11 protein-coding genes and 1 pseudogene are annotated in these 13271 nt (G+C 72.6%); 8 read left to right on the top strand and 4 right to left on the bottom strand.

Features of this window, described 5'->3' with window-relative positions:
- Positions 1 to 474: 474 nt before the first annotated feature.
- A pseudogene (locus tag AB0B91_RS25335) lies at positions 475 to 1425 on the top strand (RNA polymerase sigma factor); the annotation flags it as partial.
- A 67-nt stretch (positions 1426 to 1492) separates the two neighbouring features.
- Here AB0B91_RS25335 and AB0B91_RS25330 read toward each other — a convergent pair.
- Positions 1493 to 2221, bottom strand: a complete 729-nt coding sequence (locus AB0B91_RS25330; RefSeq protein ID WP_358324133.1) for a class I SAM-dependent methyltransferase — start codon at positions 2219 to 2221, stop codon at positions 1493 to 1495.
- Between the two features lie 260 nt (positions 2222 to 2481).
- Here AB0B91_RS25330 and AB0B91_RS25325 point away from each other — a divergent pair, with 260 nt between their 5' ends.
- The 7 genes from AB0B91_RS25325 to AB0B91_RS25295 are packed head-to-tail and all read left to right on the top strand — an operon-like array spanning position 2482 to position 8703.
- Positions 2482 to 2736 carry an acyl carrier protein gene (locus AB0B91_RS25325; RefSeq protein WP_358324131.1) on the top strand — a complete coding sequence of 85 codons (255 nt, stop codon included), beginning with the start codon at positions 2482 to 2484 and terminating at the stop codon, positions 2734 to 2736.
- On the top strand, positions 2733 to 4112 hold the full coding sequence (locus AB0B91_RS25320; RefSeq protein ID WP_358324129.1) for an aminotransferase class III-fold pyridoxal phosphate-dependent enzyme: 1380 nt from the start codon (positions 2733 to 2735) through the stop codon (positions 4110 to 4112). The genes AB0B91_RS25325 and AB0B91_RS25320 overlap by 4 nt, the downstream gene beginning before the upstream one ends.
- On the top strand, positions 4109 to 4714 hold the full coding sequence (locus AB0B91_RS25315; protein WP_358324126.1) for an acyl-CoA thioesterase: 606 nt from the start codon (positions 4109 to 4111) through the stop codon (positions 4712 to 4714). Before AB0B91_RS25320 ends, AB0B91_RS25315 begins: the two co-directional genes overlap by 4 nt.
- Complete coding sequence (locus AB0B91_RS25310) at positions 4698 to 5174, top strand: hypothetical protein (RefSeq protein ID WP_214636462.1); 477 nt, start codon at positions 4698 to 4700, stop codon at positions 5172 to 5174. The genes AB0B91_RS25315 and AB0B91_RS25310 overlap by 17 nt, the downstream gene beginning before the upstream one ends.
- Positions 5171 to 6433 carry a beta-ketoacyl-[acyl-carrier-protein] synthase family protein gene (locus AB0B91_RS25305; RefSeq protein WP_358324124.1) on the top strand — a complete coding sequence of 421 codons (1263 nt, stop codon included), beginning with the start codon at positions 5171 to 5173 and terminating at the stop codon, positions 6431 to 6433. Before AB0B91_RS25310 ends, AB0B91_RS25305 begins: the two co-directional genes overlap by 4 nt.
- A complete protein-coding gene (locus tag AB0B91_RS25300) occupies positions 6423 to 7172 on the top strand; it encodes a hypothetical protein (RefSeq protein WP_358324122.1) in 750 nt (249 codons plus the stop codon). The genes AB0B91_RS25305 and AB0B91_RS25300 overlap by 11 nt, the downstream gene beginning before the upstream one ends.
- Positions 7162 to 8703 carry a class I adenylate-forming enzyme family protein gene (locus AB0B91_RS25295; RefSeq protein ID WP_358324119.1) on the top strand — a complete coding sequence of 514 codons (1542 nt, stop codon included), beginning with the start codon at positions 7162 to 7164 and terminating at the stop codon, positions 8701 to 8703. Before AB0B91_RS25300 ends, AB0B91_RS25295 begins: the two co-directional genes overlap by 11 nt.
- Here AB0B91_RS25295 and AB0B91_RS25290 read toward each other — a convergent pair.
- From AB0B91_RS25290 to AB0B91_RS25280, 3 genes are read right to left on the bottom strand one after another with little or no spacing between them, the layout of a single operon-like run.
- The gene (locus AB0B91_RS25290) at positions 8694 to 10463 is read right to left on the bottom strand and encodes a non-ribosomal peptide synthetase (RefSeq protein ID WP_358324117.1); all 1770 of its coding nucleotides are present in this window, start codon (positions 10461 to 10463) and stop codon (positions 8694 to 8696) included. The two genes, AB0B91_RS25295 and AB0B91_RS25290, sit on opposite strands and share 10 nt — an antisense overlap.
- Positions 10373 to 11224, bottom strand: a complete 852-nt coding sequence (locus AB0B91_RS25285) for a thioesterase domain-containing protein (RefSeq protein WP_358324114.1) — start codon at positions 11222 to 11224, stop codon at positions 10373 to 10375. The genes AB0B91_RS25290 and AB0B91_RS25285 overlap by 91 nt, the downstream gene beginning before the upstream one ends.
- Positions 11221 to 13203 (bottom strand): condensation domain-containing protein, encoded by a 1983-nt coding sequence (locus AB0B91_RS25280; RefSeq protein WP_358324111.1) that lies wholly within the window; start codon positions 13201 to 13203, stop codon positions 11221 to 11223. The genes AB0B91_RS25285 and AB0B91_RS25280 overlap by 4 nt, the downstream gene beginning before the upstream one ends.
- Positions 13204 to 13271: the final 68 nt, after the last annotated feature.

Genomic DNA, 13271 nt, shown 5'->3' with positions numbered 1-13271 from the left:
GGTCTTCCTGATCGGCGGAACTGTCGGTGGCATGTGGGAGCTTGGGTGCCGAGGAGGGGAGCATCGCATGGCAGCGTGCCTTTGCCGATGGCTGAGCCGGGCCGAGCATGGCCGGGCAGCGGGTAGCTTGGATATCGATGGCGGGATCGAGCAGGCCGGACACGCGTCTCGTCGCCTTTTCCACAACGGCGGCGAGCACGGTCCCGCCTTGCCCCGCACCACCACCGCCAACCTCTTACGCCGGACAGGTGCTGAATCCCCCGCGCGCGGGAAGTAACCGATGATGGCCGTCTTCGCCCCCCGGGCCGCGGTCGTTCAGCCGGACCCGCGCATCAGGAGCAGATGGGCAGCGTGGTCCGCGACGACCTGCCCGGTCTCCCGCTTCCTTACCCCCGAGGGACTTCCAGGTCCGACATCGATATTCGCCAGTCGAACGACCCGAGCGAGGAGAGTGTCTTGTCCCAGGCAGCAGAGGTTCTCGAGCTAGACGAAAACATCGCCGACGGCGCCGCCGTCGTCGGCGCTGACTCAGTCAAGGCGTACCTGAAGGAGATCGGCCGGGTGCCGCTGCTGACCGCCGAGCAGGAGATCGACCTCGCCAAGCGGATCGAGGCGGGCCTGTTCGCCACCGAACGCCTCAGCACCGAGACCGATCTGCCCAGTCAGCTGCGCGCCGACCTCGAATGGATCGCCGACGACGGCACGCGGGCCAAGGAACGCATGCTGGAGGCCAACCTGCGCCTGGTGGTCTCGATCGCCAAGCGCTACACCGGCCGCGGCATGCTCTTCCTCGACCTGATCCAGGAGGGCAACCTGGGGCTGATCCGGACGATCGAGAAGTTCGACTACCGGCTCGGCTTCAAGTTCTCCACCTACGCCACGTGGTGGATCAAGCAGGCCATCACCCGGGCGATGGCCGACCAGGCGCGGACGATCCGCATCCCGGTCCACATGGTCGAGATGATCAACAAGGTGGCGCGGACACAGCGGCGGCTGGCCGGCGAGCTCGGCCGCGAGCCCACGCCCGAGGAGATCGCCGCCGAGACCGAGCTGCCCATCGACCGGGTCGCCGAGGTGCAGGGCTACGGTCGCGAGCCGATCTCCCTGCACACGCCGCTCGGTGAGGAGGGCGACAGCGAGTTCGGCGACCTCATCGAGGACACCGAGGCCGTCTCCCCGGCCGACGCGGTCTCGTTCACCCTGCTCCAGCAGCAACTGCGGTCGCTGCTCGACGAGCTGTCCGAGCGGGAGGCGGGCGTCATCTCCATGCGCTACGGCCTCACCGACGGCAAGCCGATGACCCTCGACGAGATCGGCAGGATCTACGGGGTGACGCGCGAGCGGATCCGGCAGATCGAGGCCAAGACCATGTCCAAGCTCCGCCACCCGTCCAGGGCCCTGGCGCTGCGCGAATACCTCAGCTAGGACGGGCGGTCGGCCGAGTCCGATCGGGGGGTCACGATGAGCGGTCGGCCGCGTCCGGTCGGGGGGGTCACGAGGCGGGTCGCGTCCGATCGGGGTTAGGCCGGGCGGTTGGCGCGTCCGGTCGGGGGTCGGGGCGGGCGGCCAGCCACGTCCGCTCGGGGGTCAGGAAGTGGTCCACGACCAGCCCGGCGTCGGCCAGAGCGGCGGTGAGCTGGTCGTCGCTCAGCGGACGCTCGACGATCGACTGCGTCCAGCGGCGGCCGTCGGTCTCGTACCTCAGGGTGAGGTCCACCAGCTCCGGCCCTGACGGGGCGAACTCGGTGATCGTGGTGGTGAACCCGGACCGCGCGAAGGTCGTGCCCACCGACCAGGTGGCGCGCACGTCCAGCGGAATCCACTGGATCACCACCACGCCGTCGTCGCGCACATGTCGGCGGCAGCAGTCGAGGAAGCGCTGCCTGGTCGACACCTCTGGCACGTGCACCAGCAGCGAGGCCAGCACCACGGCGTCGAAGCGGCGGCCGAGCGCGAGGTCCTCGATCCGCGCGTGGACCCGCTCCGCGCCCTCGACCTTGGCCAGCATCTCGGCCGACTCGTCGACGGCCACGACGTCGTAGCCGAGCGCGGCGAGGGCGCGCGTCACCCGGCCCGCGCCCGAGCCCAGTTCGAGAATCGACCCTCCGGCCGGCACCGCCCGCTGGATGATCTCCGGTTCGCCCGCGGCGGCGATCGCCGCGTAGAACTCCACCGGTGAGCCGTCGGAGGTGAACACCCCCGGTCCAGTGCCCGTGTTCATATAGGTCACTGTAGATCGAAAAGGCGGCGTGCCGGGGTAATTCACATTTCCGCTTTCCCGCGGAATTCAAGTGAACCCGGTGACGCCGGGTGCAATTGACGAACAACTTCGGTTGGTTCATGCTGGTCGTTGTTGGCGGCCCCTGGGTCCCGGGGTTTCACGGTCGACCAGCCGATCCGTGACGAAGATGCCACGCCCACCTCATTCTGCGGCTACCTGCCGTGCTGTTCTCTTTACCATGCGCTTTGTCCGGAGGTGTAATGGAAATCGAGGGCACCATAAAGAAGATTCTGGCGACCGAATTGTTCGTGGAGACGCCGGCCGAGGAAATCAGCGACCACGAGAGCCTGCGCGACATCTACGGGCTCGATTCTCTGGGATTCACCGAACTACGGGTGCAATGTGAGGACATCTTCGACGTCCGCATCTCCGACGAGGACTTCGTACCCGAGAACTTCCGTACCATCGCCGCCCTGACCGCGCTCATCCGGCGGCTGCAGGGCGGCGGGACGTGAGCCACGCGGGACCGACCGCCGCGTCGCCGTCCCACGGCGTCGACGGAGATCTGCACCTGGACCACTACGGCGGTGGCAAGCTGCCGTTCGTCTCGCTCGGCGGCCGAGGTGTGCGGCTGCGGCTGGCCGAGCGCGGCGGCGCCGCGGGCGAGCCGTTCGAGGTCATCGACGCTTCCGGCGGCTACGCCAGCGCCTGCCTCGGGGCCGGTCACCCGGCCGTGCTGCGCGCCCTTACCCGCGCGGCGACGGATCTCGGGTACGCCACCGACGAGATCGAGTCCGCGGAGCGCACCCGCCTCCTCGCCGGGACGCTCGGCTCCGGCGGGCTGTGGTGCGACCATTTCACGCCGGGCGACTACCACGCGGCCGGCCGCAACTCCGGCTCCGAAGGCATGGAACTGGCCATGCGGCTGGTCCTGGAGTCCAGGTACGACCACCGCCGGCTGCGGCCCGACCCCGAGCGGGGCGGCCGCGATCTCGTCCTCGCCTTCCAGGGCGCGTGGCACGGCTGGACGGGCGCGCTCACGCCGCTGCTGAACCGGCGCCACTTCCGCGTCGGGCTTCCCCAGATCGCCGCCGGCGGTCCCTATGGGCTGGCGGTGGAGCACCTTCCGTTCGGTGCGCTGGAGCCGTTGCTGGAGTTCTTCGCCCGCGACGGCGGGCGCCTGCTGGCCGTCGTCGTCGAGCCGGTCCAGGGCGACGCGGGCCTGCTGGTCCCGCCGCCCGGCTACCTGCGGACACTGGCCGCGCTCGCCGCCGAGCACGGGGCGCTGCTGGTGGCCGACGAGGTCCTCACGTTCGCCAAGACCGGCCGGTTCTTCGCCATGGCGGACGAGCACGGTCCGATCCCCACGGACGTCACCGTCATCGGCAAGAGCCTGGGCATGGGCGTGCTGTCCACCTCGATGGTGATCGCCAGGCGGTCGCTGGCCGTGCGGCCGTCCGGGGCCGTGGCCACCTCCGACCTGCGCCCGCTGACCTGCGCGGTGATCCACGACGGGCTGCGGCTGATCGAGGAGGAGAAGCTGCTCGAACGGTCGGCCGAGCTCGGCGCCCAGTTGGCCGAACTCCTCGGCAGGGAGGTGCTCGACCGGTTCCCCGGCACCTATCGCGGGCTGCGCGGCACGGGGCTGCTCCAAGGGCTGGAACTCACGGAGGACGCCGCTGACCGGCTGCGCGACCTGCGGTCGCACATCATCAGGGCGGGCTGCTACGTCGAGTTCATGGCCGGCGCGGGCCGTCGCTCCCACGGCCTGCCGTACGTCTTCCCCACCATGCGCGTGGCCCCGCCCCTCGTCACCAGCCCCGCCGACCTGGAGGAACTGGTCGCCGCGATCCAGCGGGGGACCGCGAGGTTCCTCGGGGACGGCCGGTGAGCGGGCCGCGGCCGCTGCGCCGCCGTGTCGAGCACGTGGACACCGACGCCGCGGGGGTGGTCCACTTCACCCGCTACGCCTCCCTCATCGAGACCGCGCTCCTGGAGGACCTGGAGGCGATGGGCGTCGGCACCCGGCTGATGAGCGAGCACCAGCTGCAGCCGGCCGTGACCGAGCTGCGCATGCGGTACGGGGCGGCCGCCCGTTTCCCCGACCGGATCGAGGTATGCGCCGGCATCGATCACGTCGGCGGCGCTTCCTGGCGGGTCTCCGGCACCGTGCGCCGCCTGCCCGATCACGCGGACACCGGGCCTGATCATGCGGGCGTCGGGCGTGATGACGCGGACGTCTGGCGCGATCGCGCGGACGTCTGGCGCGATCGCGCGGACGTCTGGCGCGATCGCGCGGACGTCTGGCCCGATCGTACGGACGCCGGGGTTGATCGTGCGGGCGCCCGGGCGGGGATGCTGCTCGCCACGGGGACGCTCGTGATGTGCCTGGTCAACGCGGCCGACGGCACGCCGGCCCCGCTGCCCGCCGCCTTGCGTGCCGCACTGCGCGCCCAGCTGAGCGAAGGGAGGACCGATGGCCGAGACCGGTGAGTCGACCCTGGGGTTCACAGAGATCAAGCAGTGGCTTCGGCACCGGCATCCCATGATCTACATCGACCGGGTGCTCGACTACGTGCCGGGAGAGTACCTGCGCAGCATGCTGTCGGTGTCCGGCACCATGGACGCCATCGCCGGGCACTTCCCCGAGCGGGCCATCTTCCCCGGTAGCCATCTGGTCCAGGCCATCGCCCAGTCGGGCATCATCCTCTACCAGATGAGCACGTCGAAGCTGGCCGACGACGAGATCACGCTCATCGGCTCGGCGCACAGCCGGTTCCATCGCATCGTGGTGGTCGGCGACCAGGTGATCTTCGACGTGCGCAGTGACCGGATCATCGGCAACACCTTCCACTTCTCCTGCCGTGCGACGGTGGAGGGCGAACGGGCGGCGGCCTTCCGCGGCTCCCTCATCCGGGTCCCGGTCGAGCAGCTCGGGCGGCGGCTGTGGTGAACGTCTGGGTCACCGGGATGGCCTGGTCCACGGCGCTGGGCGACGGCCTGGCCGGCGTGTGGCGGCGGCTGCTCGACGGGGACGACGGGTTCCGGGAGGTGCCGTCGGAGCATCGCCTGCGCAACCTGCTCGCCGCGACTCTGCCCGACCCGCCGCCGGAGCTGAAACCGTCGGTACGACAGCGGGCCCTGGCGGATGGCGTCCTGTCCCGCGCCCTCATCGACGCCGGGCTCACCCCCGGACAGGCGCGCGGGTCCTGGGGAGATGGCGGGCCGTCCGGGCTCGCTCTTGGTGGGGCGTCCGACTCGCTGGACGGACTCACCCCTGGCGGGGCGCCCGACCCGTCGGCCCAGTCGTCCGGGGTCGCGCCTGGCGCCGGGGTGGAGCCGTACCCCGTGCTGGGTACCAGCTTTGGGGCGCAGTTGGACGATGAGGACGCGGATCTGTACCAGTGGGCGGCAGACGTCGCTGCCGGTGCGGGGCTGCGGTTGCCGCCCGTCGCCGTCAGCACGGCGTGTTCGTCCGGGTCCGACGCGCTCGCGGTCGGTGCCGAGGTGATTCGGTCGGGAGTCGCCGAGGTGAGTGTGTGCGGCGCGGCCGATGTGGTCACCCCGGCCAAACGGCTGGCGCACACCGTGCTGGGGACGATGTCGCCCACCAGGCTGCGCGCGTTCGACCGCCGGGCCGACGGCACGCTCCTGGGCGAGGCCGCGGGGTTCGTCGTGCTCGAACGCGAGGAGTCGGCCCGCGCCCGCGGGGCCGAACCGTACGCGGTGCTGGCCGGAACGGGGGCGGCCAACGACGGGGCGGGCATGACGGCGCCCGACCCGGCCGGGACCGGCGTCGACCTCGCGGTACGGCGCTGCCTGGCCGCCTCCGGGCTCGGCCTGGACGACATCGCCGTGATCAACGCCCACGGCTCCGGTACGCCCGTCAACGACGCCGCCGAGTCGGGCGCCCTGAGCAGGCTGTTCGGCGGGTGCGGTGCGCCGCCCGTGGTGTTCGCCACCAAGGGCGCGCTGGGGCACACCCTCGGCGCCACCGGGGTGCTGGAGGCCATCGCCGTCGTGCTGGCACTGCACTACGGCACGGTGCCGCCGGTCGTGGGCCTGGAGGACGTGCCGGCGGGCTTTCCCCTTCCCGTCCCCGCTGGCCGGCCGGGCGAACTGCGGCCGGGGGCGGGGCTCAGCCTGACGCTCGGCTTCGGTGGGTTCATCACGAGCCTGGCCTTCACTCCGGGAGTGCGGCATGTACGGTGAGCGCGCCGGTCTGACCACCCTGGCCCGCGGGCTCCGCGAGACCGGCGACCTGGCGGCGGAGGGACGCCGGACCGCCTCCTTCTACGCCGACCCGGCGGCCTGGCTCGTGGTGTCCGCGGTGGAGGCGGCGCTGGCCGAGGCGCCGGAGGCGGTACGACGGGAGCCGGCCGAGATCGGCGCGCTGGCCGTCAGCGACCACGGCAGCCGCCACACCATGCGCTCGGTCGCCGACTCGGCCGCCCGCGGCCGCGTCTCCCCGCTCCGCTTCGCCGGCGCGAACCCCGGCTCGCTCGCCGGCCTGCTCTGCATCACCCTCGGCTTCCGCGGCCCCAGCCTGCTGGTGTGCATGCCACCGGAGCGCGCGGCGCCCGTCGTGGCGCTGATCGCGGCCGGTTGGCTGGCGACCGGCCAGTGCCGGTACGTCGCCGTCGCCGAGCACACCGTGAACGGCGCCCACCACACCGCCGTCGGCCGAATCCTGGGCGCGCGCCCCGGCCACCACGCCGCCGTCGGCCTGGACTTGATAGCCGGCCACGCCGCCGCCTCCGACCAGGACCTAATACCCGGCCACCACATCACCACCGGCTGGACGCCAGGCCCGTCACCCGGCCATGACGCTGTCACCGGCTGGACGCCAGGCCCATTGCCCGGCCGCCACATCACCGGCCCGGTATCGGACCCCATACCCGGCCACCACGCCGCCGACGGCCGGACAGCGGGTCCGGAAGATGAGCGCTGAGGATCTCGGCCCGCCGGTCGACGAGGTGGAGAGCTATCTCCGTGAGCGGGCCGTCGACGTCGACGCGGAGCCCCGCCCGCCCGTGCCCGTCGCGGCCGTCGCCGATCTGTTCGCCGGGCTGGTCGATGGGCTGGGGAACGTGGTGGTGCTCGCCCTGCCGAGTGGGACGGCGCTGCTGCGGTACCTGTTCGGCGCGCTGCACGGCGGGGCGGTGCCCGTCGCCGTTCCACCCGCCATGCCCGCGAGCCGCCTCAGGGAGGTCGCCCGCCGGCTCGGCGCCCGGCTGCTGGTCACCCCGTACGGCAGGGTCGTCCCCGGTACGGCGGTCAGGCGTTTCGACCGCGCCGCCGTCGCGACGTTGCCCGGCCCCTGGCAGCACCACGGCCCCGGCCACGTGGTCATCCTGACCTCGGGGACCTCCGGCATCTTCAGCGGCTGCCTGCACCGGGCCTCGTCCCTGTTCCGGAACGCCGCCAGGCACGCCGGGGCGGTCGGGCTGCGGGCCGACGACACGATGCTCATCACGCTGCCGCTGAACTTCTCCTACGCCCTGGTGGCCCAGGCGCTGGCGGGCCTGGTCACCGGCGCCCGTCTGGTGGTCACCGGCCCGCCGTTCAGCCCGCGGGGCTACGCCGACGCCGTGCGGCGCCATGGTGTGACGAGTTCCTCGCTGACGCCCTTCCTCCTGCGCGGCCTGGTGCCCGGCGAGCCGCCCAAGGGCCTGCGCATGCTCACCGTGGGCGGTGACGCCCTGCCGTCCAGGGAGGTGACCGCGCTGCTGCAGGGGCGGGATGACCTGGAGGTGTACATCACGTACGGCCTGACGGAGGCGGGGCCACGGGTCAGCACGCTGGCCGCGCACCTCGAACCCGTCCACCGGCACGGATCGGTCGGCCGCCCGCTGCCCGGGGTCGGGGTGTCCCTGCGTGACGTGCGCGACGGCGTGGGAGAGCTGCTCGTGACCTCCGACACCGTGCTCGTGCGGCGGGTCGGCGCCACCGACGGCCGCGCCACTGACGGCCGCGTCACGGAGGGTCGCGTCACGGAGGGTCGCGTCACGGAGGGTCGCGCCACGGACGGGCGCCCCGCACCGGGGCAGATCGCCACCGGGGACCTCTTCCGCATCGACGCGGACGGCTATCTCCACTTCGCCGGACGTATGGGGGACTCCTGCGTCGTGGACGGGGTCAAGGTGTCGCTGCCGTCGGTACGCCGCCTGGCCGAGGCGCTTCCCGGCGTCGTGGCCGCGGCCACCCGCCCGTGTCCCGGTGGCCGGGACGCGTACTCCGGCGATGACGGGCGCGGAACGTACGGTGACGGGCGCGGGACGTACGCCGGCGACGACGAGCACGAGGAGCACGAGGAGCATGTCGAGCACGATGGGCAGCGGTTCGTCCTGGAGCTGTACATGCGCGACGTCACCGACGACGCGGTCCGGCGCGTCCGGGCCGAGCTGCACCGCTTCCTGCTCCGCGCCGAACGCCCCTGCCGGATCCGCGGCATCCCCGCCCAGGAGAGCGCCTACAAGTGAGACAGCTCCTCGTCGATGTAGCCGGCCAGTTCGCGCACGGTGGGATGCTCGAAGACGGCCCGGACGGGGATCTCCACCCCGAACTCCTCGATCACCGCCGCCGCGATGCGGACGGCCATGAGGGAGTGCCCCTTCAGCTCGAAGAAGTCGTCGTCGGCGCCCAGTTCCTGGCGGTCGAGCACTTCGCGCCAGATCGCGGCAAGTCGCCGCTCGGTCCCGGTCTTGAACGCTCCCCGGGCGCCGGTACCCGACGTGAGCGTGTTCGGATCCGGCAGCCCGTTCCGGTCGATCTTCCCGGTCGCGGTGAGGGGCAGCTTGTCGAGCAGGACGTACGCGGCGGGCACCATGTAGGCGGGCAGAACGCCCGCCAGGCGGCGGTGCAGGACCCGCACATCCACCTTCGCCGCCGCGACCGGCTCCAGGTAGGCGGCGGGATGCACGGTGCCGTGCTCGTCGGTGAAGACGCCGACGGCGGCCTGCGCCACTCCCGGCTCGGACCGTAGCACCGCCTCGATCTCGGCCAGTTCGACGCGGGCGCCCCGGATCTTGACCTGGTGGTCGCGGCGCCCCAGGAACACCAGCGCGCCGTCGGGCCGCCTGCGCGCCAGGTCCCCGGTCCGGTACGTACGCAGGCCGGATTCGTCCTTCTCCGAGAAGACCGCGGCGGTCTCCGCGGGCCGGCCCAGGTAGCCGCGGGCCAGGAACCGGGTCCTGATCCAGACCTCGCCCTCGTCGTCCGACGCGCTCTCACCCCCGCGCAGCAGGGTCTCTATCCCCGGGATGTCCCGGCCGATGGGGATGTCCCCGGCGCAGCCCGGCTCGACCAGGTGGAACGTCGCGACGGTCGTCTCCGCCGGGCCGTACATGTTGTAGACCGCCGCCCGCGGGAAGTGGGCGCGTACCTGGTCCACGGTCGTGCTGTGCAGGGGCTCGCCGTAGAGGCTGACCGCCCGCATGCCCGGGTCGGGCGGCTCGCCCGCGCTCTCCCGGGCCAGCAGCAGCCGGCGGATGAGCGTGGGCACGCAGAACACGTGCGTCACCTCCCGGCCGTCCAGCCACGGGAGGAGTTCGGCGCCGTCGGGCTTCACCGTGGGCGGCGGGATGACGATCGCGGCACCGGAGTCCAGGGCGCTGAGGATCTCCAGGTAGGCGGCGTCGTAGCTGAGGCGGGCCAGCTGCAGCATGTGCGATCCGCGGCGCAGGCCGGTCTCCGAGGCGAGCCAGCGCGCGAAGTGCAGGAGGTTCCCGCTGCGCTGGACGATGCCCTTGGGCCTGCCGGTGGAGCCCGAGGTGTAGACCAGGCAGCTCGTGTCCCGCGGCACCGTCTCCGCGCGCGGCCCGGACGGCGCGGCCGAGACCACCGTCGCCTCGTCGCCCTGGACGGTCACCACCGCGGGGCAACCCGCCGACCTGGTCGCCTGCTCCACGCCGTTCGGCGTCGCCACCACACCCGTCGGTCCGCAGTCCTCCAGGATCGCGCGGTGCCGCGCGGCGGGCTGGTCCTCGTCGAGCCAGACGAAGGCCGTACCGGCGGTGAACGCGGCCAGCATCGCGGCGATGCCGACCGCGCCGTCGGGCAGCGCCATCGCCACCACGTCCCCCGCGCGCAGTCCCGCCGCCGCCAGCGCCTCACGGTAGCGTTCCGCCCGCGTGGCCAGGTCCCGGTAGGTCAGGACGCCCTCGGCGGACACGACGGCCGGGCTGTCGGGGGCCTGGGCGGCGTGCTCTGCGACCCGCCGGCCGATCTCCGAGTCGAACATCCTTCTCCCTCGGTCGTGAACCCCGCGGTGGCGACGCGGGTGATCTCCTGAACGACGAAAGCCTCTCCATGCCGTACGACGAAGTGGCCGGTGGGCACCGACGCGACCGAGCAGGGCCCGCTCGTCCAGCGGCTCCAGCCGGCGACGTCGTCCGGCGACAGCGCCGGGTCCTCGGCGCCGACCAGGACGCGGACGGGACAGGTGAGCCGCGGCTCCACGGAGGCGGTGTACCCCTGCAAAAGCCGTAGATCTGCCCGCAGGTCGCGGAGCACGAGCGCTCCTACCGTCGGATCGTCCAGCGCCGCGCCCATCGTTCCGTCGCTGTCACGTAGATGGGACAGCAGCGCTCGGTCCGCGCCGTCCGCCGCGTAGATGCCGAGCGTCTCCGCCCAGCGATGCGGGGGCGCCGACGAGATGAACAGGCATGCCGTGGGGGGCGTACCCGGCGCCGCTCTGGCCGCCTCGAAGGCGATCAGGGCGCCCAGGCTCTGACCCACCACCATGTACGGCGGCGCCAGGTCCGCGAGCGCGCGGGCGATCCGCCCGGCGAACGTGGCGAGATCAGGTGCAGGCTCGGCCCGCCGGTCTCCGGGGCGGGGCATCCGCAGGGCCAGCACCTCGATGTCGTCGGGCAGCGCGCGGGCGAGGGAGGCGTATGACAGCGCGTCACCGCCGGCGTGCGGGAAGCAGACCGCGCGCAGTGCCGCCCCGGGCCTGCGGCGCGGCGTCCAGAAGCAGGACTCCGCCGCTGACGTGCTCACGAAGCCTCTCCCGGCGGCTCGGCGCCCACGAAGAAGACCATCGGCTCGTCCAGACCCGACGCGTCGCGGTCCGGCTGGTCCGGCTCTGGCCGGTCCGGCTCTGGCCGGTCCGGCTCTGGCCGGTCAGGGTCCGGGCGGTCAGGGGCCGACACGTTCGAGTTCGGCGCGCTCGGCGCCGGCCGGTTCGGGCCCGGCTGGTCGGGGTCGTGCAGGTCCGATGCGGTCAGGACCAGCGCGTGCGGCAACGGTGCCTCGGGGGAGGGCTCGTCGTTCCAGACGAAGGAGCCGGGCACCAGGAAGCCCGGCAGGCGGCGGCGGAGCCGGGCGCGTAGTTCGCCCCGGGTCGGGCGGGACTCGCCGGGCACGGCGGTGAGCCGGGCCGTCAGCTCGTCGCCGTCGCCTGCCGAGACCTCGGCCGCCGCGATCGACGGGTCGTCCAGCAGCGCCTGCTCGATCGGCTCGGCCGGCACCCGGCAGCCGCGGACCACGAGTTCGGCGTCCGTACGGCCCAGCACGTCGAGCGTGCCGCCGGCCCGCACGCGCCCGAGCAGCCGCGTGGGCGTCCCGTCGAGCCAGACCTCGCCCGGCACCCCGTACGGCACCGAGACCCCCCGCTCGTCGCGGACCGACACCCGCACCCGCGCCTCACCGCCGCCGAGCAGCGCGTACGCCTCCGACACGGGCCGATCGGGGTCGCCGCACAGGGCGCGCAGCAGCCGCATGTAGTCGCCGGCCAGCCCCGCGACCGTCTCCTCGTCGAACAGGTCGGCGTTGAAGCAGACCTCCATGACCATGTCGTCGTCGGCCTGGTCCAGCAGGTGGACCTCCAGGTCGAAGCGGGTGGCGGGCTGCGTGACGTCCCTGCCCCAGAGCCGGGCGCCGACGTCGCCCCAGCGCGTCTCGCTCCCGTACGCCCGCGTGACCAGCATCTGGAAGATCACCTGGACCAGCGGGGTGTAGGAGGGGTCCCGCCGCAGGGCCAGCCGGTCGACCAGGACGTCGAAGGGCAGCAGGTCGTTGTCGTAGGCGTCGAACAGCTCCTCGCGGGCCGCGCCGAGCACCGCGGCGAAGCTCGGATCGCCGGACAGGTCCATGCGGACCGGCAGCGTACCGACGAAGAAGCCCACCGTCCCGGCGAACTCCGGCCGCGAACGGCCCGCCACCACCACGCCGATCACCAGATCGTCCGTGCGGGCGTAACGGGCGAGCAGCACGGCGAAGGCGGCGTAGGCGACGGTGTACGGCGTGACACGGTGCGCCGCGGCGAAGGACCTCAGCGTGTCGATCACCTCCACCGGCATGGGCCTGACCAGCTGCCCGCCGCGGAAGTCCTGGATCCTCGGGCGCTGCCGGTCGGCGGGCAGCGTGACGAGTTCGGGCGCCCCCGCCAGCCGTCGCCGCCAGTACGCGAGCACCCGCTCGGCCGAGGGGGAGCCGGCCAGCTCCCACTGCCACCTGGCGTAGTCGAGATAGTCGGCTGACTGCTCCACGAGGGGGCGGCCCTCATAGAGCCGGCCGAGCTCCTCGTCGAGGATCGGCACCGACCAGCCGTCGATCACGATGTGATGGACGCACAGCAGGAGTACGTGCAGCTCGGGCGTGGCGCGCAGCAGGTGGGCCCGGATCAGGTCGTCCCGCGCGAGGTCGAACGGCTGCGACGACCACAGCCGGGCGAACTCCGTCGCCGCGGACTCCCAGCCGGACTCTCCCGTGAGATCGGTGATGGGCAGCTCGACCTCGAAAGGGCAGCCGCTCACCGTCGCGCGGGCGACCCCGCCGTCGGCGGGGAACCTCATGCGTAACGCGACGTGCCGGTCGGCCAGCGCGCCGAGGGCCCGGCGCAGCGCCGCCACGTCCAACCGTCCGCGCAGCTCGTAGCCCCGGAAGACGTTGTACTGCGGCGAATCCGGCGCGAGCTGCTGGAGAAACCACAACCGCTGCTGCGCAGGCGACGGCATCGGCTCGTGCTCTTCCGGCATCGTCTCATCACCCGTAAGAGAGGCGAAGTGGCTGGTGAACCGGAGATCTCTGCAAGGAGGCTCTATCA

The sequence above is a fragment of the Nonomuraea sp. NPDC049141 genome, assembly GCF_040648415.1.
Taxonomy (GTDB): domain Bacteria; phylum Actinomycetota; class Actinomycetes; order Streptosporangiales; family Streptosporangiaceae; genus Nonomuraea.
This window is presented reverse-complemented; position numbering and strand designations above follow the sequence as displayed.